This window comes from Pandoraea sp. 64-18, assembly GCF_001899225.1.
GTDB classification, from domain to species: domain Bacteria; phylum Pseudomonadota; class Gammaproteobacteria; order Burkholderiales; family Burkholderiaceae; genus Pandoraea; species Pandoraea cepalis.
Genome location: NZ_MKVU01000020.1, coordinates 618,013 through 639,416, shown reverse-complemented (window position 1 = coordinate 639,416; position 21,404 = coordinate 618,013). Strand labels below are relative to the sequence as shown.

The window sequence follows — 21,404 nt, the reverse complement described above, 5'->3', positions numbered from 1 at the left end:
GTTTGCCGACCGACTGCACGATTGCGAACGACATTTGCCGCCCTAACCAGTGATCCGATGATTCCCGGTCTTCTTAAAAAAGTATTTGGCAGCCGTAACCAGCGGCTTATCAAGCAGTACCAGAAAACCGTCTCGGCGATCAACGCCCTCGAGCCGCAGATCGCCCAGCTGAGCGATGAGCAACTGCGCGGCAAGACCGAGGAATTCAAGCAACGTATCGCCCAGGGGGCGAGCGTGGATTCGTTGCTGGTCGAAGCCTTTGCGGTGTGCCGCGAAGCCGGCAAGCGCGTCCTCAAGATGCGCCACTTCGACGTTCAGCTGATTGGCGGCATGGTGCTGCACTTCGGCAAGATCGCCGAAATGCGCACGGGCGAAGGCAAGACGCTCGTTGCGACATTGCCGGCCTATCTGAACGCGCTCTCGGGCAAGGGCGTGCACGTTGTGACCGTCAACGATTACCTGGCCCAGCGCGACGCCGAGTGGATGGCACGTCTGTACAACTTCCTCGGCCTGTCGGTGGGTATCAACCTGTCGCAGATGCCGCATGACGAGAAGCAGACAGCGTACGCGGCCGACATCACGTACGGCACGAACAATGAGTTCGGCTTCGACTACCTGCGCGACAACATGGTCTACGAGACCGAGCAGCGGGTGCAGCGCACGCTGAACTACGCCATCGTCGACGAAGTGGACTCGATCCTGATCGACGAGGCACGTACGCCGCTCATCATCTCCGGCCAGGCCGAAGATCACACCGAGCTGTATGTGAAGATGGATCGCTTGCCGGCGATGCTCGAGCGTCAGATCGGTGAAGAGAAGTCGGACGGCACGGGCGTCGAGGTGCCGGGCGATTACACGCTCGACGAGAAGGCGCGTCAGGTGTTCCTGACCGAGCGCGGCCACGAGAAGGCTGAGCAACTGCTCGCCGAGTGGGGCATGATCGCCGAGGGCGACAGTCTCTATGCGCCGCAGAACATTACCCTCATGCACCATGTGTACGCCGCCCTGCGCGCGCACACGCTGTTCCACAAGGACCAGCATTACGTGGTGCAGAACGACGAGATCGTCATCGTCGACGAGTTCACCGGCCGTCTGATGGCCGGTCGCCGCTGGTCCGAAGGTCTGCACCAGGCGGTGGAAGCGAAGGAGCGCGTCTCGATCCAGCATGAGAACCAGACGCTGGCCTCGATCACGTTCCAGAACTACTTCCGCATGTACGCCAAGCTCTCGGGCATGACCGGGACGGCGGATACCGAAGCGTTCGAATTCAACGAGATCTATCGCCTCGAGACGGTGGTGATCCCGACCAACCGCCCGCCCAAGCGGATCGACCGTCAGGATCAGATCTACAAGACGGCCAAGGAAAAGTACGACGCGGTCATCAAGGACATCCGCGATTGCGTGGAGCGTGGTCAGCCGGTGCTGGTGGGCACGACGTCGATCGAGACGTCGGAGTACCTCTCGCAACTGCTCACGAGCGCGAAGCTGCCGCACCAGGTGCTCAACGCCAAGCAACACGCGCGCGAAGCCGAGATCGTCGCGCAGGCGGGGCGTCCGGGCGTCATCACCATCGCCACCAACATGGCCGGTCGTGGTACCGACATCGTGCTGGGCGGCAACGTCGAGAAGCAATCGGGTTTCATCGAAATGGATGCGAGCCTGTCCGACGCGGACAAGCAAGCCCGCATCCAGCAATTGCAGGACGAATGGCAGGGTCTGCATGAGCAGGTGAAGACGGCAGGCGGTTTGCACATCATTGGTACCGAACGCCACGAATCTCGCCGTATCGACAACCAGTTGCGCGGCCGTTCGGGCCGTCAGGGCGATCCGGGCTCGTCGCGTTTCTACCTGTCGCTGGAAGATCCGCTGCTGCGCATCTTCGCCGGCGACCGCGTTCGTTCGATCATGGATCGGCTGAAGATGCCGGAAGGCGAAGCCATCGAGGCGGGCATTGTCACGCGTTCGATCGAGTCGGCACAGCGCAAGGTCGAAGCGCGAAACTTCGACGTGCGCAAGCAACTGCTCGAATACGACGACGTGTCCAACGATCAGCGCAAGGTGATCTACCAGCAGCGCAATGAACTGCTCGAAGCGCAAGACGTCTCGGACACCATCGCCGGCATGCGTCAGAGCGTGTTCCAGGATCTGGTGCGCACCTGCGTGCCGGCCGGTACGGTCGAAGAACAGTGGGACCTCAAGGGGCTGGAGACGGTGCTGCGCGAAGAGTGGCAGCTCGATTTGCCGCTGCAGTCGCGTATCGAAGGCTCGGAAGAAATCGACGACGAGGACATCCTCAAGGAAGTGATGGACGCCGCCGAAGCGTCGTATCAGGCCAAGGTTGAACTGGTGGGACGCGAGTCGTTCTCGGGGTTCGAGCGCTCGGTCATGCTTCAGAGCGTGGATTCCAACTGGCGCGAGCATCTGGCCGCGTTGGATCACCTGCGTCAAGGCATCCATCTGCGCGGTTACGCGCAGAAGAATCCGAAGCAGGAATACAAGCGCGAAGCGTTCGAATTGTTCGCCCAGTTGCTTGAGACCATCAAGCTCGAAGTCACGCGCGTCATCATGAACGTGCGTATCCAGTCGCAGGAGGAGCTCGAGCAGGCGACGGAAGCGCTCGACGACAGCGCGGGCGGTCTGATCAACGTCGAGTTCAAGCACGACGAACTCGAGACGGTGGGCGGCGACGGCGAAATCGACGAAGACGCGGGGCGTCCGGTGGTTTCGGCGCTGGCCCAGGCGGCAAGCGCGGCGATGGCCGGCGGCGACTTGTTGCCGAAGGTTGGTCGCAACGATGCCTGCCCGTGCGGCAGTGGCAAGAAATTCAAGCACTGCCACGGCAAACTGTCTTAAGATGTGAACCGATCGACGCGGCGCCGACTCAGGATCGGCGCCGCGTCGTTTGTAGCGCCGGTTTTTCGACCGGCCGCACCGATCAACCGCCGCCCCGGCGGAGTGTCGTGCCGACATCGCCAGGGCGGGAGCTGTAACGCTCATCTCTCGCGGGCGAACCCACATGGCCGTCAATTTCCCCTCGATCGAAGCCTCCCAACTGCGCGCCGTGCCCGGCGTCGAACTGGGCTGGGCCGAAGCCAATATCCGCAAGCCGAACCGTAAGGACGTGCTGGTCATGCGACTGGCCTCCGGTAGCACGGTGTCAGGCGTTTTCACGACGAACCGCTTCTGCGCGGCGCCGGTGACGGTCTGCAAGGCCCATCTGGCCGCGCAGGCGGGCATTCGTGCGCTTGTCGTCAACACGGGCAACGCCAACGCGGGCACCGGCGAACCAGGCATGGTCGCCACGCGGGCAACGTGCGACGCGCTCGCCAAGCTGCTGTCGGTCAATCCGAACCAGATTTTGCCGTTCTCGACCGGCGTGATCCTCGAACCGCTCCCGGTTGACCGTTTGGTCGCCGGTCTGCCTCAAGCCATTTCCAATCTGGCGTCTGCGCACTGGTACGAGGCAGCGCAATCGATCATGACAACCGATACGCTGCCGAAAGCCGCCTCGCGTGAGATCGTGATCGAAGGCAAGACCCTCGTCCTCACCGGCATCAGCAAGGGGGCGGGCATGATCAAGCCGAACATGGCAACCATGCTCGGCTTTGTGGGCACCAACGCGCGCGTGGCGCAGCCGGTGCTCGACGCGCTCGTCAAGTACGTGGCGGATCGTTCGTTCAACGCCATCACCATCGACGGCGATACGTCGACCAACGATTCGTTTATCGTCGCGGCCACGGGTCAGACCGATCTGCCGGAAATTGCCAGCACGGACACGCCTGCCTTTGCCGCGTTCCGCGACGCCTTGCTGTCGATCTCGCAGGAATTGGCGCAATTGATCGTGCGCGACGGCGAAGGCGCGACCAAATTCATCACCGTGACGGTCGAGGGCGGCCGCGATGTGGCGGAGTGCCGTCAGATCGCCTATGCCATCGGGCATTCGCCGCTGGTGAAGACGGCGTTTTACGCGTCCGATCCGAATCTGGGCCGCATTCTGGCCGCCATCGGCTATGCGGGGGTGAACGACCTCGACGTCAGCAAGGTCGACCTCTATCTCGACGACGTGCTGGTCGCCCGCGCGGGCGGCCGCAATGCCGACTATCGCGAGGAAGAGGGACAGCGCGTGATGAAGCAAAGCGAAATCACGGTCCGCGTGGTGCTCGGGCGCGGCGACGCCGCCGCCACGTTGTGGACGTGCGACCTCTCGCACGACTACGTGAGCATCAACGCGGATTACCGTTCCTAAGCCCTGACGCGAGCGCCGCGCGCCTCCCACCGGGGGCGCCGCGTGTCGATGCCCGATCGGCGTCGGCCCTGCGTCAGCGGCACTGGCCGGCAGTATCGGCCCATCGCCGGCAGGTGACAAAAGCACCGCGGCGGGCAGCGAAAGGAAACGACAACACGACGAAGCATCGACACAAGCGCCCGTGAGCGGCGCGGGGATTTCGAAGCATGGACAAGTTGGAGCAGTTCCTCACGCGCGCGGAAGGCGTGCTGGCCCGGCTGGAGGTGATGTTGCCGCCGGCCACTCCCGAGATCGACTGGAGCGCCGCGGTGGCCTTTCGCTGGCGCAAGAAACAGGGGCGCGGATTTCTGCAGCCCGTGGCGCATGTGTCGACGATCACGCTGGGCGATCTGCAGAATATCGAGCGCCAGAAAGGGCTGATCGAACAGAATACGCGTCAGTTTGTGCATGGCGAGCCGGCCAACAACGTGTTGCTCACCGGTGCGCGCGGCACGGGCAAGTCGTCACTGATCAAGGCTTGCCTGAATCAGTACGCCTCGGAAGGCCTGCGTCTGATCGAAGTCGACAAGGATGACCTGGTCGATCTGGGGGATATCGTCGATCTGATTTCGCAGCGTCCCGAGCGCTTCGTCGTGTTCTGCGACGACCTGTCGTTTGAAGATGGTGAGTCGGGCTACAAGGCGCTGAAGGTTGCGCTCGACGGCTCGGTGGCCGCGCAGTCGGACAATGTGCTGATCTACGCGACGTCGAATCGCCGTCATCTGTTGCCCGAGTACATGAAGGACAACGAAAGCTATCGCCACACCGATGACGGTGAGATTCATCCGGGTGAAGTGATCGAAGAGAAGATCTCGTTGTCCGAGCGATTCGGGCTGTGGGTGAGCTTTTACCCGTTCAAGCAGGACGACTACCTGACGATCGTCGGCCACTGGTTGCAGCATTTTGGCGTGCCGGCGGATCAAACGGAATCGGCGCGTCATGAAGCCCTGATCTGGGCGCTCGAGCGCGGTTCGCGTTCGGGGCGCGTGGCTTTCCAGTTCGCTCGCGACTGGGCGGGCAAGCTTCGGAGTGCGTCACACGCCTCGTAACGTGCGGTCGAGCGGGGCGCCGTGGGCCATCGGCCATGACATGCACCGTTCGACCGGGAAATCCGCAGGCAGCGCAGAGTGCGCAGATGGCGCAAGGATGGCGAAGGACTATGACAGTGTCGAAACGATATGCGCCCGATGGGCGTCCCATCACGGAAGTGGCCGTCGGCGTGATGGTGCGCGCGGATGGCTCGGTGCTCCTCGGTCAGCGTCCGGCGGGCAAGCCGTACGCGGGTTATTGGGAGTTTCCGGGGGGCAAGCTGGAGGCGGGCGAGTCGGTCGCCGCGGCGCTCGCGCGTGAACTGCACGAGGAACTGGGGGTGACGGTGGAGCGTTGCGCGCCGTGGCGCGTCCTCGAACACGATTACCCCCATGCCTATGTGCGTCTGCATTTCTGCAAAGTCACCGCATGGCAGGGCGAGCCGCACGGCAAGGAAGGGCAGGCACTGGCATGGCAGCGCCCGCCGGTGAGCGTGGAGCCGTTGCTGCCGGCGGCGCTGCCGCCGCTGAGCTGGCTCTCGGAGGAGCTCGCCGCAAAGTCGTCGGGGGCGGCCGTAGCGGCCAGTCGCGACGCTGCCGAGTGATCGATTGACCGGTTGACCGGTGACGCCGCGGTTCCGAGCGCGCTCCCAGACGCACAAAAGGCACCCGCGAGGGTGCCTTTTGCGTTGGGTGGGATGAGGGTCGTCCGTGCGCGCTGTGCGGCATCAGCGCTGCGTCGGATCGAGCGGGGCGTCTTGCGAGGGATCGTCGGGCGAGTCGGCGGGGATCGTGTACTTCTCTGCCGCCCAAGCGCCGATGTCGATCTGCTTGCAACGCTCCGAGCAGAACGGGCGGAATTTCGCCTCGGGTCCCCAAACCACTTTCTTGCCGCAGGTCGGGCAGTTGACGACGGTCGTCATGGATTTAGAGATTGCAGAGCGTGAGCAGGAACGGCACGTCGCTGTCGACCGGACGCGGTTTGAGATCGCCGTCCTGTGTGGTGAAGCGCACCCACAGCATGTACTTGTTGGCGCTGGCTTCGGGAATGACCCGCAACTCGGGCGCCACTCTCACCTGCATCAGTTGATAGACACGGCCGGTCAGCATCTGCTGGTAGCTGCCTTGCTGCGCCATCGCCTTGCTGGCGTGACCGGACTCCCGGGCGAGCCCCAGCACGATGCCAAGGGCGTCGCGTATCGGAAACAGCGGGCCGATCCATTTATCGATGTCCTGACGGCGCTGCTCGGCATCGTTGTGACGCCACGCGTAATACGACGGAAGGTCGAAGCGGCACGTGCCGCCGGGGATCACCGAGCGGCTGCGAATGCTGGCTAGCCATTCGTTGTCGTTCAGATGCTGGCCGGGCTTGCCGGGAATCTGGTTGAGGTTCGCGATCGCCAACTCGACTTCGCCGATGAACTGTTCGAGTGCGTCGGAGGCGATATCGGGATTGCCGCGATAGGTGGTCAGCGTCTGACGTTGCCGGTCGAGTTCCTTGACCAGTTCGTTCTTCAGGTCGGTGCGTCCGGCGATGTCGGCAATCTCGAACATCGTGATCAGCGCCGCGTGATGATCGAGCGGCTGATCCTGCCCGACGAAAAAGGCAAAGCGCCCGAACAGCTCTTCCAGCCGAAGCAGCGTGCGAATGCGTTCGTTGAGCGGATATTCGTACAGGATCAAGCGCGTTGGCCCAGAAGTTGGCGCTTTTCAGCGTAATGGCGACATTCTAATGCCGGAATCTGTCGAGGCGCAACGCGCGTGGGCGCTCAATCGAAGGCAGGGCGTGCGAGCGGCGCTGTTCAAGTGAGCGCCGCCGTTGATCAACGGCCTTCGGCCTGCGCCGCAAACTTCAGATATGCCGCATGCAAACGGTCGACCTGTGGGGCGAGTGGGGCATGCTGGGCATCGTTGTCGATGACGTCGTCGGCGGCGGCGAGCCGCTGCGCCCGACTTGCCTGACGCGCCATGATCGCCTGCACCTGGTCGCGCGTGAAGCCATTACGGGACATGACGCGCGCGATCTGCGTCTGCTCGGTGCAATCGACGACGAGCACGCGCTGCACGCGCTCTCGCCACTTCCCGGATTCCACCAGCAGGGGCACGACGAAAATCAGATAGGGCCCTTGGGCGTCGCTGGCGGCACGCTCGCACTCCGTGCGAATCAACGGGTGGGTAATGGCCTCCAAACGCGCTCTGGCCGCATCGTCCGTGAAGACGGCGTCGCGCATGCGTGCGCGGTCGAGCGAGCCGTCCGGGGCGACAAAGGCGTCGCCGAACTCGCGCCGGATCGCGGGCATGGCCGCGCCGTTCGGAGCGGTGATGCTGTGCGCGATGGCGTCGGTGTCGATGATGGCGATGCCGTGCGTGGCGAACAGGTTGGCGACCGTCGTCTTGCCGCTGCCGATGCCGCCGGTCAGGCCGATGGCGTAAGTCATGGCGTTCCTCCAATCCAGATCAACAGGCCATTACCGCCAAACAGCGTGGCGATGCCTGCGGCGGCGAGAAAGGCGCCGAAAGGAAACATTTGATCGCTGCGCAGCCGTCCGGTGAGCCAGGCGGTGCCGGCGATCACGATGGCGAGCGCACAGGCGAGCAGCAGAATCTGTAGCAGGGCGGTCCAGCCGAACCACGCACCCAGCGCCGCGTAGAGCTTGAAGTCGCCGAAGCCCATGCCCTCACGCCGACGCAGCCACCAGTACACCCAATACAACGCCCACAGGCTCAGGTAGCCGGTCGCGGCCCCGACGACCGCCGCCGGGAGCGCGGCGAACCAGTGCCCGAGGTTGCACAGCAGGCCTGCCCACAACAGCGGCAGCGTGAGGATGTCGGGCAGGAGTTGCGTATCGTGGTCGATGTACGCGAGCGCAATGAGTGTCCAGACGAGTCCGAGTGCGCCGAGGCTCTGCCAGGTCGGGCCGAAGCGCCACGCCACGGCGACGCTCAACGCGCCGCTGAGGAGTGAGAGTTGCCAGCGGCGAGGCGCGGCGGCGTCTGCCAACGGGGCGGGAGGTGCTGCGAGTGGGGCGGTGAGCGCTATCGAGGCGGACGGCGGGGCAGCTTGATGAAAGGGAGCGCGCAGGGCCGATGCGTTCGTGGCATCGACTGCCTGCATCTCTTCCAGCCACGCCCGTTCGATCGCCGCGGGCACGCGCCGCACGACGGCATCGAGACCGAGCCCGGCGACGACGCCCAAGGCGGCGAACAGCGCAAGGCGCCAGTGAGGTGCCAGTTCCGCCAGCCAATCGACCCGTAGCAGCTCTGCGTAACCGTTCATGCGACACCGTATCCGAGTTGGAACATCGGCAGGTACATGGCGAGGACCATGCCGCCGATCAGCAGGCCAAGAAGCGTAATCATTATCGGTTCGAGCGCCGCACAGGCACTGACCAGCGCGTGCGAAGCGTCTTCGTCGAGCAGGCCGGCGGCCTGGTTGAGCATGCGCCCGAGTGTACCCGATTCCTCCCCGATCACGGTCAGTTGCGCGATGATCAGGGGCCAGTGTGCATTGGCCTCGAGCGAGGTCGCCAGACGGGCACCTCGGGCGACTTCCCGGTGCACGTCGTGCGCCGCGCGCTGCATGACGAGGTTGCCGCATGCGCTCGCAGCGGCGTCCATCGCGTCGGGAAGCGCGACGCCCGCGTCGAGCAACGTGCCAAGGGTTCTGGCCCACCGGGCAGCGCTCAGCATGCACAGGATGCGTCCTGCACCCGGCAGTTGCAAGAGCAGGCGATCCCGGAGACGCCGCGTTCGGGGGCTGCGGCGCAATGCCGCCGCGACGACCAGCCCGGCGGTGCCCAGGCCGACCAGCAGCCACGGCCCGTTTGTCAGCGACGCTCGCGAGAGGTCGATGAGCCATCGCGTGAGCGGCGGCAGGGGCATGCCGCCACCGGCGGCGCTGGCGAACAGGCGCTCGAACTCCGGGATCACCCACTGCAGCAGCGCCATCACGACGGCCAATGCGACGACCAGCACCGTCAGCGGATAGGCAAGCGCGCGCTGGAGCTTCTCTCGCACCGTTCGTGTGTGATCGTAGTGCGCACTCAGACGCGCCAGCGTTGGGCCGAGCTGACCGCTCAGTTCGGCGGCGGCAATCAACTGACAGTCGACGCCGCTGAATCGGTGGCTGGCCTGCGCCATCGCGTGTGCCAACGGATGCCCGCGCCCGACGTCCAGTCCGATATCGGACGCGAGCCGCTTGAGCCCTCGCGTATGGGCGCCACGCGCGAGTACGTCGAGGGCTGACGTGAGCGGCACCCCTGCACCGAGCAACGTGGCGAGGCGTCGAACCAGATCGGTGGCATCTGCCGTTCCGACGCGTCCGGAGGGCGTATGCCGGCGACCCGGCCGCAAATGCGTGATCGTCATGGGCTGGCCGCGCAGCAGCAAACGCGCGGCGGCTTCACCGTGGGCGAGCACCTCGCCGCGCCGGCGTTGCCCCTGGGCATCGCGACCTTGCCAGTGCCAGCGGCGGGGCTGCGTTATACGCGACATGGTTCACCCCTGCGCGTTGTGACGCGCGGCGATAGGCGGCTCGACCCTACCGCGGCCTGGCACGCGGCATGTGCCGATGGCATCGACGTGTTAGTCCGCGCGCGCGGTAGATGAGCATCAGGCGGGCGTCGTCGCATCGACATCCTCCTCGCTTACGGTGCCTGTCGCGCAATGCCAGAGACCGGCTTCGCGCAGGGTCATGACACCTTCGCGCTGCGCTTGCGCCGCGAGTGCGTGCGGGCTTCGGGCCTGTGCAATGTTGGTCGCCTGCGTCGCGCTGATCGGCATGACCTGGAACGCACCGATGCGCCCGGCGAATCCGGTGCCGTGACAGCGCATGCAGGGAGGGCCGGCCCGGGCGATGTCCTCTGGCGCGCGACCGGGTTCGCAACCCGCCGGGCACCGACGCCTGAGCAAGCGCTGTGCGCTGATGAGCAGCAGCGTCGATGACAGATTGAACGGTGCGACCCCGAGATCGAACAGTCGGGCGAGTGTGCTCGTCGCGTCGTTCGCGTGGACGGTTGCGAATACGAGGTGTCCGGTCTGTGCCGCCTGCACGGCGATCTCGGCGGTTTGGGTATCGCGAATCTCGCCGACGACGAGCACGTCCGGATCCTGTCGAAGAAACGCGCGCAAGGCGGTCGCGAAGTCGAGCCCGGCGCGCTCGTTGAGATTGACCTGCGTGACCCCTGGCAAGCGGATTTCGACCGGGTCTTCGATGGTGACGATATTGCGCGAGGTGTCGTTGAGCCGCTTGAGGCAACTGTAAAGTGAGACGGTTTTGCCGCTGCCGGTTGGGCCGGTCAGCAGAATCATGCCGTGTGGTCGGGCAATGGCGCGCGTGAGCGCGAGGTACTGCTTTGGCGTGTAGCCGAGTCCTTCCAGCGAGAGCGGAACCTTCGCGCCATCGAGCAGGCGCACGACAAGCTTCTCGCCGTGCAGCGTGGGCAATGCGCTGACGCGGCACTCCACGGGTTCGCCCGCTTCGCGCCACACCATGCGCCCGTCCTGCGGCAGACGCTTCTGGGCGATATCCAGATTGGCGAGCACCTTCAGGCGTGAGACGAGCATGTCGCGCCACGGCAGCGGCACATCGCAGTGCTCGTAAAGATGGCCGTCGATCCGCAGTCGAATGCGAAAGCGTTGTGCCATCGGCTCGAAGTGCACATCGGACGCGCCAGCCCGAACCGCCTCGCCCAGCATCTGTTCGAGAAACTGCAAGGGGGTGGTGGCGTCGAGCGGTGCGCGCGACGTGGCCGCGAGCGGCTCGGTCGTTGTCGCCGTGGCCGAGAATTCAGAAGAATGAAATGACATGACAGGGTCTGACGAGTGCTGCGTGAAACGTCAGTCTCGTCAAAACCCTGGAGCGGCTCAATCGGAATTGCCCGAAAAATGGGCGGGTGTCACGTGCAGTGAGCGAGGGCGTTTCAATCCTGCGACGGCGTTCGTGTGCCCGGCTTGAACAGGCGCACCATTTTGATCGCCTGATTGTCGATTTGCACGATTTCCATGCGAACGCCGCTGATCTCGAGGCTGACGGTGGCCTCGGGAATCTCGCGCAGCACTTCGAGGATCAGACCATTGAGCGTCTTCGGACCGTCGGTCGGCAAATGCAGGTTCAGTCGGCGATTCAGGTCGCGCAGCCCTACGCCGCCGCTGACCAGGCAATCGTCATCCGAGGTCCAGCCTGACCGGCTTCCCCCCGTACCCGGCATGCTCGTCGTGAATTCGCCGATGAGCTCCTCGATGATGTCCTCGGTGGTGAGCAGTCCCTCGACTTCGCCGTATTCGTTGACGACCAGCCCGATGCGCCGATGGTTCTCCTGGAAATACTGCAGTTGCCGCAACGCGGGCGTGTCGCTCGGGATGAAATACGGCTCGACGAGCAACGCGCGCAACGTGTCGGCCGAGAGATCGTCCGGGTGTTGCAGGGCGGCCAGCGTGCGGCGCACCGGCAGAATGCCGATGACGCGATCGATGTCGCCGTCGTAGACCGGCAGCTTGTTGTGATAGCAGGTCGCTAGCTGCGAGAGCAGCGTGTCGAGCGGTGCCGAGATGTCGAGTGCCTCGATGCGCGCGCGCGGCACCATCACGTCGTCGACCGCGATGTTTTCAAGATCGAGCAGATTGAGCAGCACACTGCGCGGCTTGGTCGGCATGTAGTTGCTGGCCTCGAGCACGATGGTGCGCAGTTCTTCCGTCGTGAGACGAACTTCGCCGGCTGCGCGACGTGTGTCGATGCGCAGCACGCGCAGCATGCCGCGCACGAAGCCGTTGAGCACCCACACGAGCGGCGCGGCCAGCGTCACGATCGGCTTGAGCAATCGGCTCGTCGGCAGTGCAATGCGTTCGGGATACGTCGCACCGACGATCTTCGGTCCGATCTCGGCAAAGATGATGATGAGCAGCGCAATGAGTGCCGTTGCGACCGAGAGCGTGATTGCGTCGTTGCCAAAGTAGCGCACCGCGATCGACGTGGTGAGCACGGGGACGACGGTATTGATGACGTTATTGCCGACGAGAATCGTCGAGAGCAGGTCTTCGGTGCGAGCGAGCAGGCCTTGCGTTGTCCTGGCACCGTGCGCGTTCATCCGGACGAGGTGTTTCAGGCGATGGCGGTTGAGCGCCATCATGCTCGTTTCGGAAATGGAAAAGAATCCCGAGCAGATGATCAGGAGGGCGACGGCGCAAATCTGCGCCCACAAGGGCAGGGCTTCCAAGCGTTTGGGTGCGTAAATGGCACGGGCGGGTGGCAATGAGTTGCCACTATAGCAGAGGGGGATGCGGCGGTCGGCCGCGTCGGGCACCGGGTGCGCTGTACAAGCCTGATGCGTTGGACGCCAAGCGATTCGAGGCCTGGACGCATCGCGATGATGCGCCGATGATGCGTGCAACAGGCATAAAAAAACCGCCGGACACGTCCGGCGGTTTTTTTGCTTTGCTCGCAAGCAAAGGTAATTCTGGTCGGGGTGAGAGGATTCGAACCTCCGGCCTCTACGTCCCGAACGTAGCGCTCTACCAGGCTAAGCTACACCCCGCTTTCGATACTGCTACTTCGCCGTTAAGTGCGTCGCGCTATCGAGTAAGAACACAATTCTAGCAGGCTATTTTTGTATTGGGAAGAGGGTAGCGCTGAAATTGTTTGTGCCGCAGCGTCGGCTTCTTCTTTGGCACGTGCCAGCGTGTAATCGAGCGCGCCCGTGCGCGTGATCGCGGCGAGGATCGGTTCGAACTTGTCGGTGCCGCCATTCTCGATGGCTTCACGCACGAGTGCGCGCTCGTCGTCGGTGCCATGTTGCAGCACGTGAATGAGCGGCAGCGTCGGCTTACCCTCGCGCAGATCGTCGCCGGCGTTCTTGCCCATCGCGTCGGTGTCGCCTGCGTAGTCGAGCCAATCGTCCATCAACTGGAATGCGGTGCCGAGACGTCCGCCGTATTCGCGCACGGCTGCTTCGGTTTGCGCGTCGGCGTTGGCGAGCACGGCAGCGAGTTGCGTTGCCGCTTCGAATAGCGTGGCCGTCTTGTACTGGATGACCTGCAGATAGCGCGCTTCGTCGACGTCCGGGTCGTGCATGTTCAGCAACTGCAACACTTCGCCTTCGGCAATCACGTTGGTGGCGCGCGCGAGAATTTGCATCACGCGCATGTTGTCCACGCTCACCATCATTTCGAAGGAGCGTGAATACAGGAAGTCGCCCACCAATACCGAAGCCGCGTTGCCGAACAGCGCATTCGCCGTTTGCTTGCCGCGACGCAGGTCGGATTCGTCGACGACGTCGTCGTGAAGCAGTGTCGAGGTATGAATGAACTCGATGACCGCCGCCAACTCGAAGCGATGCGGTGAGCTCACGCCAAGCGCACCGGACACGAGCAGCAGCAACGCCGGGCGCAGCCGTTTGCCGCCCGAATTGATGATGTATTCCGAGATCTGATTGATCAGGACCACCTCGGAGGCCAGCCGGTGGCGGATAAGCTGGTCGACGGCACGCATGTCGTCGGCGATGGCGGCCAGTACGTTCTGGGAAGAAGTCGAAGCAGTCAAGACAAGGCTCGGGTGAGGAAAATTTCGCCCCAAATTATATAGTGGGCGCGGCGACTTTCGGGGACCAGCCCCGCGGTTTGACAGGTTTCACGGAAGTCTTTGACGCAAAAGGAGAAAGTCTGTATAATCTCCGGTTTTCGTGCGCGCATTCGTTGCGACAAGTCCGGGAATACCTAGGTATGACGGTCTGCGGCGGTGCGATGGGCTGGTAAGTCGAGTCCTTTCGGGACCCTCGGCCTGCGCGGAAAAATTCTCTTGTTTATGAGTGAGGTTCAACAATGTACGCGGTCATAAAAACCGGCGGCAAGCAATATAAGGTTGCTGCTGGCGAAAAACTTAAAGTAGAACAGATACCGGCTGACATTGGCGCTGAAATCACCATCGACCAGGTTCTCGCCGTAGGCGAGGGCGAATCGATTAAGTTCGGTGCGCCGTTGGTCAGTGGGGCTTCCGTCAAGGCCACCGTTATCGCCCAGGGTCGTCACCCCAAGGTGAAGATTTTCAAGATGCGCCGTCGCAAGCACTACCAAAAGCGTCAAGGCCATCGCCAAAACTACACCGAGCTGCGTATCGACAGCATCAACGGCTAATCGATCGAGCTAGGTAAGGAGTTAAGTCATGGCACACAAAAAAGCAGGCGGATCGTCCCGTAACGGCCGCGATTCAGAGTCGAAGCGCCTCGGCGTGAAGGTGTACGGCGGTCAGGCGATCCTGGCTGGCGGCATCATCGTTCGCCAACGTGGTACTCGTATGCATGCCGGCGAAAATGTCGGTATTGGTAAGGACCACACGCTGTTTGCACTGGCCGACGGCCATGTGCAATTCGCCATCAAGGGCGCAGCGAAGAAGCAAGTGGTTAGCGTGGTGCCGGCAGCGTAAGCTAAGCCTTTTGCCACCAAAAGGCTCCGCTCCCATGCGGAGCCTTTTTTGTTTTTCCCGCCGGAGCGCGGCGAGCATTTTGCGCGTCGGTCGGGCCATTACACAGCGTTAGGATCGTCTGCGGACGGTCGATTGAGCGGAACGGACCCCCATGAAATTCATTGACGCAGCGCGTATCGAGGTGATCGCCGGGAACGGCGGCAACGGCTCGGCATCGATGCGCCGCGAGAAATTCGTGCCGTTCGGCGGACCCGACGGCGGCGACGGCGGTCGCGGCGGCAGCGTGTTTGCCGTGGCGGATCGCAATATCAACACCCTGATCGATTACCGCTACGCGCGGAAACACCTCGCAAAGCACGGGGAATCCGGTCGAGGCGCAGATTGCTATGGCAAGGGGGGCGAGGATGTCTACCTGCGCATGCCGGTCGGCACCATCATCAGCGACATGGACACCGGCGAGACCATTGCCGACCTGACCGAACACGGTCAGGAAGTCGTGCTCGCGCAAGGGGGCGCGGGCGGTCTGGGCAACCTCCATTTCAAGTCGAGCACGAACCGCGCGCCCCGTCAGAAGACGGACGGCAAGCCGGGCGAGCGTCGCATGCTCCAGCTCGAGCTGAAGGTGCTCGCAGACGTCGGTCTGCTCGGCATGCCCAACGCGGGCAAGTCGACGTTCATCGCTTCGGTGTCGAACGCGCGCCCGAAGATCGCCGATTATCCGTTCACGACGCTGCACCCCAATCTGGGGGTCGTGCGCACCGCGCCGGGCAAGAGCTTCGTGATTGCGGATATTCCCGGCCTGATCGAAGGCGCGGCCGATGGGGCCGGCCTCGGTCACCAGTTCCTGCGTCACTTGCAACGCACGGGCCTGTTGCTACACATCGTGGATATTGCGCCGTTCGACGAGGGTGTCGATCCGGTGGCGGATGCCAAGGCCATCATCCTTGAGCTCCAGAAGTACGACGAGGAACTGTTCCAGAAGCCGCGTTGGCTGGTGCTCAACAAGGTCGACATGGTGCCGGAAGCGGAACGCGCCGAGCGCGTTGCCGACTTCCAGAAGCGCTTCGCCTGGGACGGTCCGACGTTCGAGATTTCCGCCTTGACCGGCGAAGGTTGCGAGAAGCTGTGTCTGGCCGTGCAAGAGTATTTGTATCAACAACGCGGTGCCGTGGAAGAAGCGATGGAAGATGCTGCACAGGATCCGCGTTTTCGCGCGGGCAGTGCCGCCCCGGCGGCCGACGTCGCCCCGCAGACGCCCCCGGACGACGCGCCAAAGGCGTAAACTCCGTCTCACTCAAACGCTGGCGATGGCGCTGCCTGTCATCGCGCCAATGCCAGCGATCCGGCTGCGATAGCGCCGACTTCCCAATACATTCGCAGGAGAATCCAGTTCCATGCGTTCGGTCATCGCCGATGCCAAGCGGCTCGTGGTGAAAGTGGGATCCAGTCTCGTGACCAACGACGGTCGCGGGCTGGACGATGTCGCGATTGCGCGATGGGCACAACAGATCGCCGCGCTGCGGCATGGTGGCGATGGTCGTCCGCCAAAGCAGGTGGTGCTCGTCAGCTCGGGCGCCATTGCCGAGGGCATGCAGCGCCTCGGCTGGGCGCGCCGTCCGACCGCCATCGACGAATTACAGGCGGCGGCGGCCGTGGGACAAATGGGCCTCGCGCAGGTCTATGAGACGCGCTTCGCCGAGCACGGCGTGCGCACCGCGCAGATTCTGCTCACGCACGCCGATCTGGCCGACCGCGAACGCTATCTGAACGCGCGAACGACCTTGCTCACATTGCTTCGTCTGGGTGTGGTGCCGATCATCAACGAGAACGACACGGTCGTGACCGACGAAATCAAGTTCGGCGATAACGACACGTTGGGCGCACTCGTGACGAATCTGATCGACGGCGACGCACTGGTCATCCTGACCGATCAGTCGGGCCTGTACACGGCCGATCCGCGCAAGGACCCCAAGGCCGAGTTCGTCCACGAGGCCGATGCGGGTGACGAGCGTCTCGAAGCGATGGCCGGTGGCGCGGGCACCAATATCGGACGCGGCGGCATGCTGACGAAAATCCTGGCGGCCAAGCGCGCAGCGACCAGCGGCGCGCATACCGTGATCGCGTCGGGGCGCGAGGACGACGTGCTTGTGCGTCTGGCGAGCGGCGAGGCCATCGGCACGCAGTTGGTCGCGCGCACGGCCGTGCTCACCGCCCGCAAGCAATGGATGGCCGATCATTTGCAGGTGCGCGGTCGCGTGGTGATCGATGCGGGCGCGTGCAAGAAGCTGACGCAAGAGGGCAAGAGCCTGCTGCCGATCGGTGTGATCGATGTCGAAGGCACGTTTGCTCGCGGCGAAGTGATTGCCTGCGTGGACGAGGGCGGCCTTGAAGTCGCGCGCGGGCTGTCGAATTACAGCGCCTCGGAGGCGCGTCTGATTCGGCGTCACCCGAGCAGCGACATCGAGCAGGTGCTGGGCTTTGCGAACGAGCCCGAGCTGATCCATCGCGACAATCTGATCTTGCGCTGAGCCGCACGGCGGGGCGATGGCCTCGCGCCTGACAGACAAAACGCCGGCACGCATTTGAACTGCGTGACCGGCGTTTTTCATCTCGACGGTCAATCGTTATCGACCGTGCGTCGGCGGCTTAACGATAGTTCTGGTTTTGATCGAACTTCGGGTAGCGCAGGTTCTGCACGATTTCCTTGGCGTCACCCAATGGGGCCTTGTCCCGACAGAGATAGTCGCGGAACAGGATGCCCTGATAGGCGGTTGCACCATACGGACGAATCGGACGCCATTCGCTGTTGCGCGCCGCAACCCATGTGCCATCCGGTCGGCCCGTTGCGTACAGACGCGACTCGAACGACGAGCAATGAATGCCTTCGAACGAGACGTTGCGCGCCCCTTGCTTGCTGCGGATCACGGCAACGTAGCGGACTACACCGTCGTCCGTCACCTGCACCGACTTCGTGTCGATGGCGTAGTCGAGGGTGGCGCTCGGCAGGGTGGGGAAGCTCACGAGATCGGCGTCTTGCGGGGCTTTCGCCGGCAGGGTGAATTCAGCTTCCTTCCACTTGCCCTTGGAGGCTTCCTGCTGGGCGATGTATTCGTCGTAGTCCTGGACGGGCTGCATCATGCCGCTACAGGCGGTCATCAGCGCCAGTGCGGCCAAAGGGGCCAGGGCGGTCAGGCGCGGGGCGCGGCGAGCGAGGGAAAGACGCATGGAATGGGATCGAGAAGTCGGTTGGGCGGCGGATCAACGATAGCGGACGATCCGCGCGGCATCCCGGAGGATGCCAGGTCAAAAGGAAGGCGCGGGCATGGTGCCCGCGACCGATGATGGGACACGCCGGCGGCGGCCCGGTTCAGTGCTCCCGAGGCGGTGTGCCGACACTGGCGGCACCTGCCATTTCGCTGGCCTCGTCGACACAACTGCCGCCGTCGCAGGTGTCGTCATCCGCAATGCTCGCGCCCGGCGGCAATTCGCCGACCCGGGCCCCGGCGCGCGGAAAGCGTCGCCGATCCTGTTGCGCGCGCGCCGCCGAGCGTCGCAGATAGCGCGAGAGCTCGTTCAGCGCGAGTTGGTAGACCTCGCGCTTGAACTCGATCACGGCGTCGAGCGGCACCCAATATTCGTTCCAGCGCCAGGCATCGAACTCCGGATGCTCGGTCGCGCGCAGGCAGATATCGCAGTCGCGACCGACCATGCGCAGCAGGAACCAGATTTGCTTCTGGCCCCGGTAATGTCCGCGCACTTCGCGCTTGATGAATTTGTCCGGCACCTCATAACGCAGCCAGTCGCGCGTGCGACCGATGATTTTGACGTGTTCTGGCTTTAGCCCGGTTTCTTCGTGCAATTCTCGGAACATGGCTTGTTCGGGCGTTTCGCCGTACTTGATGCCGCCTTGCGGGAACTGCCAGGAGTGCTCGCCCAGCCGCTTGCCCCAGAACACTTCATTGCGTGCGTTTAAGAGGATGATGCCGACGTTCGGGCGAAAGCCTTCACGGTCAAGCATACAACCACCCTTGAATCCTTTAAAATTGCTTCGATTATAAACAGATAATCACCGGCGCGGCGGCCGGCGGCGGCTCGGGTGACCGGGGCGGCGCGTACGGCCGGCGGGTGTCTTGGGCGCCGTCGCGACGTCGGGGCGTGCCCCGGCCCCGTTCCCGGCAACACCCCGAACCGCTGTGCGCGCCGTTGACCCTCATTTTTCCCGGAAATCTGCATGAAAGCCTCTCGTTTCTTCATCGGCACCCTCAAGGAAGCGCCCGCCGACGCCGAGATCGTCAGCCACAAGCTGATGATGCGCGCCGGCATGATTCGCCGCGTGGCCGGCGGTATCTATGATTACCTGCCGATCGGCCTGCGTTCGATCCGCAAGGTTGAAGCCATCGTCCGCGAAGAAATGAACCGTGCCGGCGCGCTCGAACTGCTTATGCCCGCCGTCCAGCCCGCCGAACTGTGGCAGGAGTCGGGGCGCTGGAAGCAGTACGGTCCGGAATTGCTGCGACTGAAGGATCGCCACGACCGCGATTTCGTCGTCGGCCCGACCCACGAGGAAGTGGTGACGGACATCGCGCGCCGCGAGATCAAGAGCTATCGCCAACTGCCGGTGAACTTCTATCAGGTACAGGCGAAGTTCCGCGACGAGATTCGTCCGCGTTTCGGCGTGATGCGCGGGCGCGAGTTCATCATGAAGGACGCCTACTCCTTCGATAAGGACCGTGCCGGCCTGCAGGTTTCCTATCAGAAGATGTTCGACGCCTACGTGCGCATCTTCACGCGCCTAGGGCTGGCGTTTCGCGCCGTGGTGGCCGACAACGGCTCGATTGGCGGGTCCGGCTCGCACGAATTCCACGTGATCGCCGATACCGGTGAAGACGCCATTGCCTACTGCCCTGCGTCCGACTATGCGGCCAACGTCGAAATGGCCGAGGCGCTTGCCCCGCAGGGCGAGCGCGCCGCGCCCGCCGAGGCGCTGACCAAGACGGCCACACCGGGCAAGGCCAAGTGCGAAGCCGTCGCGGAACTGCTCTCGATCCCGCTGGCGCGCACGGTCAAGTCGATTGTGCTTGCCACCGACAGCGAAGAGGCCGGCACGACCGTCTGGCTGCTGTTGCTGCGCGGCGATCACGAACTGAACGAGATCAAGGCGAGCAAGGTGCCGGGACTGGCGGACTTCCGCTTCGCGAGCGAGGCCGAGATCGTCGATCGGTTCGGCACACCGCCGGGCTACCTGGGCCCCATCGGTACGAAGCAGCCGGTCAAGCTCGTGGTCGATCGCACGGTCGCTAAGATGAGCGATTTCGTGGTTGGCGCGAACGAGGTCGACTTCCATATCACCGGTGTGAACTGGGGGCGCGATCTGCCCGAGCCGGAAGTCGTGGCCGATCTGCGCAACGTCGTGCCTGGCGACATGTCGCCGGATGGCAAGGGCGAGATTGCCCTGTGCCGTGGCATCGAAGTGGGGCACGTGTTCCAGTTGGGGACCAAGTATTCGGATGCCATGAATGCCACCTTCCTCGACGAGACCGGCAAGCCTGCGCCGATGGAAATGGGCTGCTATGGCATTGGCATCACGCGAATTCTTGGCGCGGCCATCGAACAGAACTTCGACGATCGCGGCATCATCTGGCCGGAATCGATTGCGCCGTTCGAAGTCGTGCTTTGCCCGATGGGCTATGACCGCAGCGACGCCGTGCGTGCGACGGCCGATAAGCTCTATGACGACCTGGTGGCTGCGGGCGTCGACGTGATTCTCGACGACCGTGGCGAGCGTCCCGGCGTGATGTTCGCGGATTGGGAGCTGATCGGCGTGCCGCATCGCGTGGTGATCGGTGACCGGGGGCTGAAGGAAGGCAAGCTCGAGTATCAGGGCCGCCGCGACGCACAAGCGCAGTTGCTCGACGTCGCCGCCGTGGCGGATGTCGTCGTCGATAAGGTGCGCGCCGCCAAGGCGATCTGATCGGGTGTCATGCCGGTGGGCGAGGGCTCGCCGGCGCACCCAAACGACAAAGGGGCCTCGCAGGCCCCTTTGTCGCTTTGTCGCATGGTGGATACGGAACGTTGTCCCGCTGGCGGCGCTCAGCGCGGCGTGGTCAAGGCGCGGATCGCCGGCAGGTTGCGCCAGTAGCCCTTGGCATCCATGCCGCAGCCAAAGACGTAGCGGTCTGGCACCGTAAAGCCACAGAAATCCGGATGCGAGGGCTTGTCCTTCGTCAGGATCTTCTCGCACAGCACGGCGCTGTAGAACTTCGAGGCGCCCATCTCCAGGATTCGATCGCGAATCGCTGCCATGGTGGCGCCTTCGTCGAGAATGTCGTCGAGCACGAGCACCACGCGATCGCGCACCGAGTCGCGCGGCGCCACGCGCCATTGCATCGCGCCGCCTGTCGTGGTGTTGTTGTAGCGCGAGAGGTGGATGTAGTCGAACTCCAGCGGGAAGTCCAGGCGCGGCAGCAGCATGCCGGTGAAGACGGCCGCACCGCCCATGACCGAGAGCACCATCGGGAATTCGTCGCCAACGGCCGCCTTGATGGCCTTGGCCATTGTGTCGACGGATTGGCTCACCTCGTCGGCCGAGACGATCTCTTCGGAATTACGGAAAACTTCGAGGGCTTCTTCGCGGTTCATATGGGGCGACCCTGGGGAACGTGTTGCGGGGAGATGT

At 63.7% G+C, this 21,404-nt stretch carries 20 protein-coding genes and 1 tRNA gene; 9 read left to right on the top strand and 12 right to left on the bottom strand.

The genetic code is table 11. The features are described from left to right. Window positions 1-57: 57 nt before the first annotated feature. The 4 genes from secA (at window position 58) to BGP02_RS19995 (ending at window position 5,918) form a co-directional block, all read left to right on the top strand. Entirely contained in the window at window positions 58-2,853 is a 2,796-nt protein-coding gene (secA, locus tag BGP02_RS20010) for a preprotein translocase subunit SecA (RefSeq protein ID WP_017234747.1), read from the top strand. 163 nt (window positions 2,854-3,016) lie between these two features. Next, window positions 3,017-4,246, top strand: a complete 1,230-nt coding sequence (gene argJ, locus BGP02_RS20005) for a bifunctional glutamate N-acetyltransferase/amino-acid acetyltransferase ArgJ (RefSeq protein WP_286799075.1) — start codon at window positions 3,017-3,019, stop codon at window positions 4,244-4,246. A 206-nt stretch (window positions 4,247-4,452) separates the two neighbouring features. Beyond that, complete coding sequence (locus BGP02_RS20000; RefSeq protein WP_017234745.1) at window positions 4,453-5,334, top strand: ATP-binding protein; 882 nt, start codon at window positions 4,453-4,455, stop codon at window positions 5,332-5,334. Window positions 5,335-5,444: 110 nt separating this feature from the next. Next, window positions 5,445-5,918, top strand: a complete 474-nt coding sequence (locus BGP02_RS19995) for an NUDIX domain-containing protein (protein ID WP_017234744.1) — start codon at window positions 5,445-5,447, stop codon at window positions 5,916-5,918. 123 nt (window positions 5,919-6,041) lie between these two features. Here the strand turns inward: BGP02_RS19995 and yacG are convergent, their stop codons facing one another. The 9 genes from yacG to BGP02_RS19950 form a co-directional block, all read right to left on the bottom strand. Beyond that, window positions 6,042-6,236: a DNA gyrase inhibitor YacG gene (gene yacG / locus BGP02_RS19990; protein ID WP_017234743.1), complete on the bottom strand. Its 195-nt coding sequence runs from the start codon at window positions 6,234-6,236 to the stop codon at window positions 6,042-6,044. A gap of 4 nt (window positions 6,237-6,240) precedes the next feature. Next, the gene (gene zapD, locus BGP02_RS19985) at window positions 6,241-6,996 is read right to left on the bottom strand and encodes a cell division protein ZapD (protein ID WP_017234742.1); all 756 of its coding nucleotides are present in this window, start codon (window positions 6,994-6,996) and stop codon (window positions 6,241-6,243) included. A gap of 140 nt (window positions 6,997-7,136) precedes the next feature. Next, complete coding sequence (coaE, locus tag BGP02_RS19980; protein ID WP_017234741.1) at window positions 7,137-7,751, bottom strand: dephospho-CoA kinase; 615 nt, start codon at window positions 7,749-7,751, stop codon at window positions 7,137-7,139. Then, window positions 7,748-8,590: a prepilin peptidase gene (locus tag BGP02_RS19975; protein WP_017234740.1), complete on the bottom strand. Its 843-nt coding sequence runs from the start codon at window positions 8,588-8,590 to the stop codon at window positions 7,748-7,750. The genes coaE and BGP02_RS19975 overlap by 4 nt, the downstream gene beginning before the upstream one ends. Continuing rightward, entirely contained in the window at window positions 8,587-9,807 is a 1,221-nt protein-coding gene (locus tag BGP02_RS19970; protein WP_261939701.1) for a type II secretion system F family protein, read from the bottom strand. Before BGP02_RS19970 ends, BGP02_RS19975 begins: the two co-directional genes overlap by 4 nt. Window positions 9,808-9,924: 117 nt before the next feature. Continuing rightward, window positions 9,925-11,121: a GspE/PulE family protein gene (locus BGP02_RS19965; protein WP_286799074.1), complete on the bottom strand. Its 1,197-nt coding sequence runs from the start codon at window positions 11,119-11,121 to the stop codon at window positions 9,925-9,927. Between the two features lie 113 nt (window positions 11,122-11,234). Next, window positions 11,235-12,527, bottom strand: coding sequence for an HlyC/CorC family transporter (locus tag BGP02_RS19960; RefSeq protein ID WP_026132106.1), 1,293 nt, complete (start codon window positions 12,525-12,527; stop codon window positions 11,235-11,237). A 241-nt stretch (window positions 12,528-12,768) separates the two neighbouring features. Then, window positions 12,769-12,845, bottom strand: a tRNA-Pro gene (locus BGP02_RS19955). A 23-nt stretch (window positions 12,846-12,868) separates the two neighbouring features. Beyond that, window positions 12,869-13,798: a polyprenyl synthetase family protein gene (locus tag BGP02_RS19950; RefSeq protein ID WP_083902357.1), complete on the bottom strand. Its 930-nt coding sequence runs from the start codon at window positions 13,796-13,798 to the stop codon at window positions 12,869-12,871. Between the two features lie 329 nt (window positions 13,799-14,127). Here BGP02_RS19950 and rplU point away from each other — a divergent pair, with 329 nt between their 5' ends. The 4 genes from rplU to proB all read left to right on the top strand — a co-directional run bounded on the left by rplU (window position 14,128) and on the right by proB (window position 17,256). Beyond that, window positions 14,128-14,439: a 50S ribosomal protein L21 gene (gene rplU, locus BGP02_RS19945; RefSeq protein WP_010803930.1), complete on the top strand. Its 312-nt coding sequence runs from the start codon at window positions 14,128-14,130 to the stop codon at window positions 14,437-14,439. Between the two features lie 28 nt (window positions 14,440-14,467). Then, complete coding sequence (gene rpmA, locus BGP02_RS19940) at window positions 14,468-14,728, top strand: 50S ribosomal protein L27 (RefSeq protein ID WP_017234735.1); 261 nt, start codon at window positions 14,468-14,470, stop codon at window positions 14,726-14,728. Window positions 14,729-14,879: 151 nt separating this feature from the next. Further along, on the top strand, window positions 14,880-16,010 hold the full coding sequence (gene cgtA, locus BGP02_RS19935; RefSeq protein WP_017234734.1) for an Obg family GTPase CgtA: 1,131 nt from the start codon (window positions 14,880-14,882) through the stop codon (window positions 16,008-16,010). A 112-nt stretch (window positions 16,011-16,122) separates the two neighbouring features. After that, a complete protein-coding gene (proB, locus tag BGP02_RS19930) occupies window positions 16,123-17,256 on the top strand; it encodes a glutamate 5-kinase (protein ID WP_150564265.1) in 1,134 nt (377 codons plus the stop codon). A 118-nt stretch (window positions 17,257-17,374) separates the two neighbouring features. On the opposite strand, the gene BGP02_RS19925 is transcribed toward proB, so the two are convergent. Together BGP02_RS19925 and BGP02_RS19920 are read right to left on the bottom strand one after the other, a co-directional pair. Continuing rightward, the gene (locus BGP02_RS19925; RefSeq protein WP_150564264.1) at window positions 17,375-17,953 is read right to left on the bottom strand and encodes a CNP1-like family protein; all 579 of its coding nucleotides are present in this window, start codon (window positions 17,951-17,953) and stop codon (window positions 17,375-17,377) included. 142 nt (window positions 17,954-18,095) lie between these two features. Beyond that, complete coding sequence (locus tag BGP02_RS19920; protein ID WP_017234731.1) at window positions 18,096-18,746, bottom strand: RNA pyrophosphohydrolase; 651 nt, start codon at window positions 18,744-18,746, stop codon at window positions 18,096-18,098. A gap of 213 nt (window positions 18,747-18,959) precedes the next feature. Here BGP02_RS19920 and BGP02_RS19915 point away from each other — a divergent pair, with 213 nt between their 5' ends. Further along, window positions 18,960-20,699, top strand: coding sequence for a proline--tRNA ligase (locus BGP02_RS19915; protein WP_017234730.1), 1,740 nt, complete (start codon window positions 18,960-18,962; stop codon window positions 20,697-20,699). Between the two features lie 119 nt (window positions 20,700-20,818). On the opposite strand, the gene BGP02_RS19910 is transcribed toward BGP02_RS19915, so the two are convergent. Further along, complete coding sequence (locus BGP02_RS19910; protein ID WP_017234729.1) at window positions 20,819-21,367, bottom strand: hypoxanthine-guanine phosphoribosyltransferase; 549 nt, start codon at window positions 21,365-21,367, stop codon at window positions 20,819-20,821. Between the last annotated feature and the right edge of the window lie 37 nt (window positions 21,368-21,404).

Coding starts and splice junctions, on each gene's coding strand:
- BGP02_RS19910 (WP_017234729.1), bottom strand. CDS start 21,367: ATGAACCGCGAAGAAGCCCTCGAAGTTTTCCGTAATTCCGAAGAGATC.
- cgtA (WP_017234734.1), top strand. CDS start 14,880: ATGAAATTCATTGACGCAGCGCGTATCGAGGTGATCGCCGGGAACGGC.
- BGP02_RS19970 (WP_261939701.1), bottom strand. CDS start 9,807: ATGTCGCGTATAACGCAGCCCCGCCGCTGGCACTGGCAAGGTCGCGAT.
- BGP02_RS19925 (WP_150564264.1), bottom strand. CDS start 17,953: ATGCGTCTTTCCCTCGCTCGCCGCGCCCCGCGCCTGACCGCCCTGGCC.
- BGP02_RS19915 (WP_017234730.1), top strand. CDS start 18,960: ATGAAAGCCTCTCGTTTCTTCATCGGCACCCTCAAGGAAGCGCCCGCC.
- BGP02_RS19950 (WP_083902357.1), bottom strand. CDS start 13,798: ATGCGTGCCGTCGACCAGCTTATCCGCCACCGGCTGGCCTCCGAGGTG.
- BGP02_RS19965 (WP_286799074.1), bottom strand. CDS start 11,121: ATGTCATTTCATTCTTCTGAATTCTCGGCCACGGCGACAACGACCGAG.
- BGP02_RS19920 (WP_017234731.1), bottom strand. CDS start 18,746: ATGCTTGACCGTGAAGGCTTTCGCCCGAACGTCGGCATCATCCTCTTA.
- secA (WP_017234747.1), top strand. CDS start 58: ATGATTCCCGGTCTTCTTAAAAAAGTATTTGGCAGCCGTAACCAGCGG.
- rpmA (WP_017234735.1), top strand. CDS start 14,468: ATGGCACACAAAAAAGCAGGCGGATCGTCCCGTAACGGCCGCGATTCA.
- proB (WP_150564265.1), top strand. CDS start 16,123: ATGCGTTCGGTCATCGCCGATGCCAAGCGGCTCGTGGTGAAAGTGGGA.
- argJ (WP_286799075.1), top strand. CDS start 3,017: ATGGCCGTCAATTTCCCCTCGATCGAAGCCTCCCAACTGCGCGCCGTG.
- BGP02_RS19995 (WP_017234744.1), top strand. CDS start 5,445: ATGACAGTGTCGAAACGATATGCGCCCGATGGGCGTCCCATCACGGAA.
- BGP02_RS19975 (WP_017234740.1), bottom strand. CDS start 8,590: ATGAACGGTTACGCAGAGCTGCTACGGGTCGATTGGCTGGCGGAACTG.
- coaE (WP_017234741.1), bottom strand. CDS start 7,751: ATGACTTACGCCATCGGCCTGACCGGCGGCATCGGCAGCGGCAAGACG.
- BGP02_RS20000 (WP_017234745.1), top strand. CDS start 4,453: ATGGACAAGTTGGAGCAGTTCCTCACGCGCGCGGAAGGCGTGCTGGCC.
- rplU (WP_010803930.1), top strand. CDS start 14,128: ATGTACGCGGTCATAAAAACCGGCGGCAAGCAATATAAGGTTGCTGCT.
- yacG (WP_017234743.1), bottom strand. CDS start 6,236: ATGACGACCGTCGTCAACTGCCCGACCTGCGGCAAGAAAGTGGTTTGG.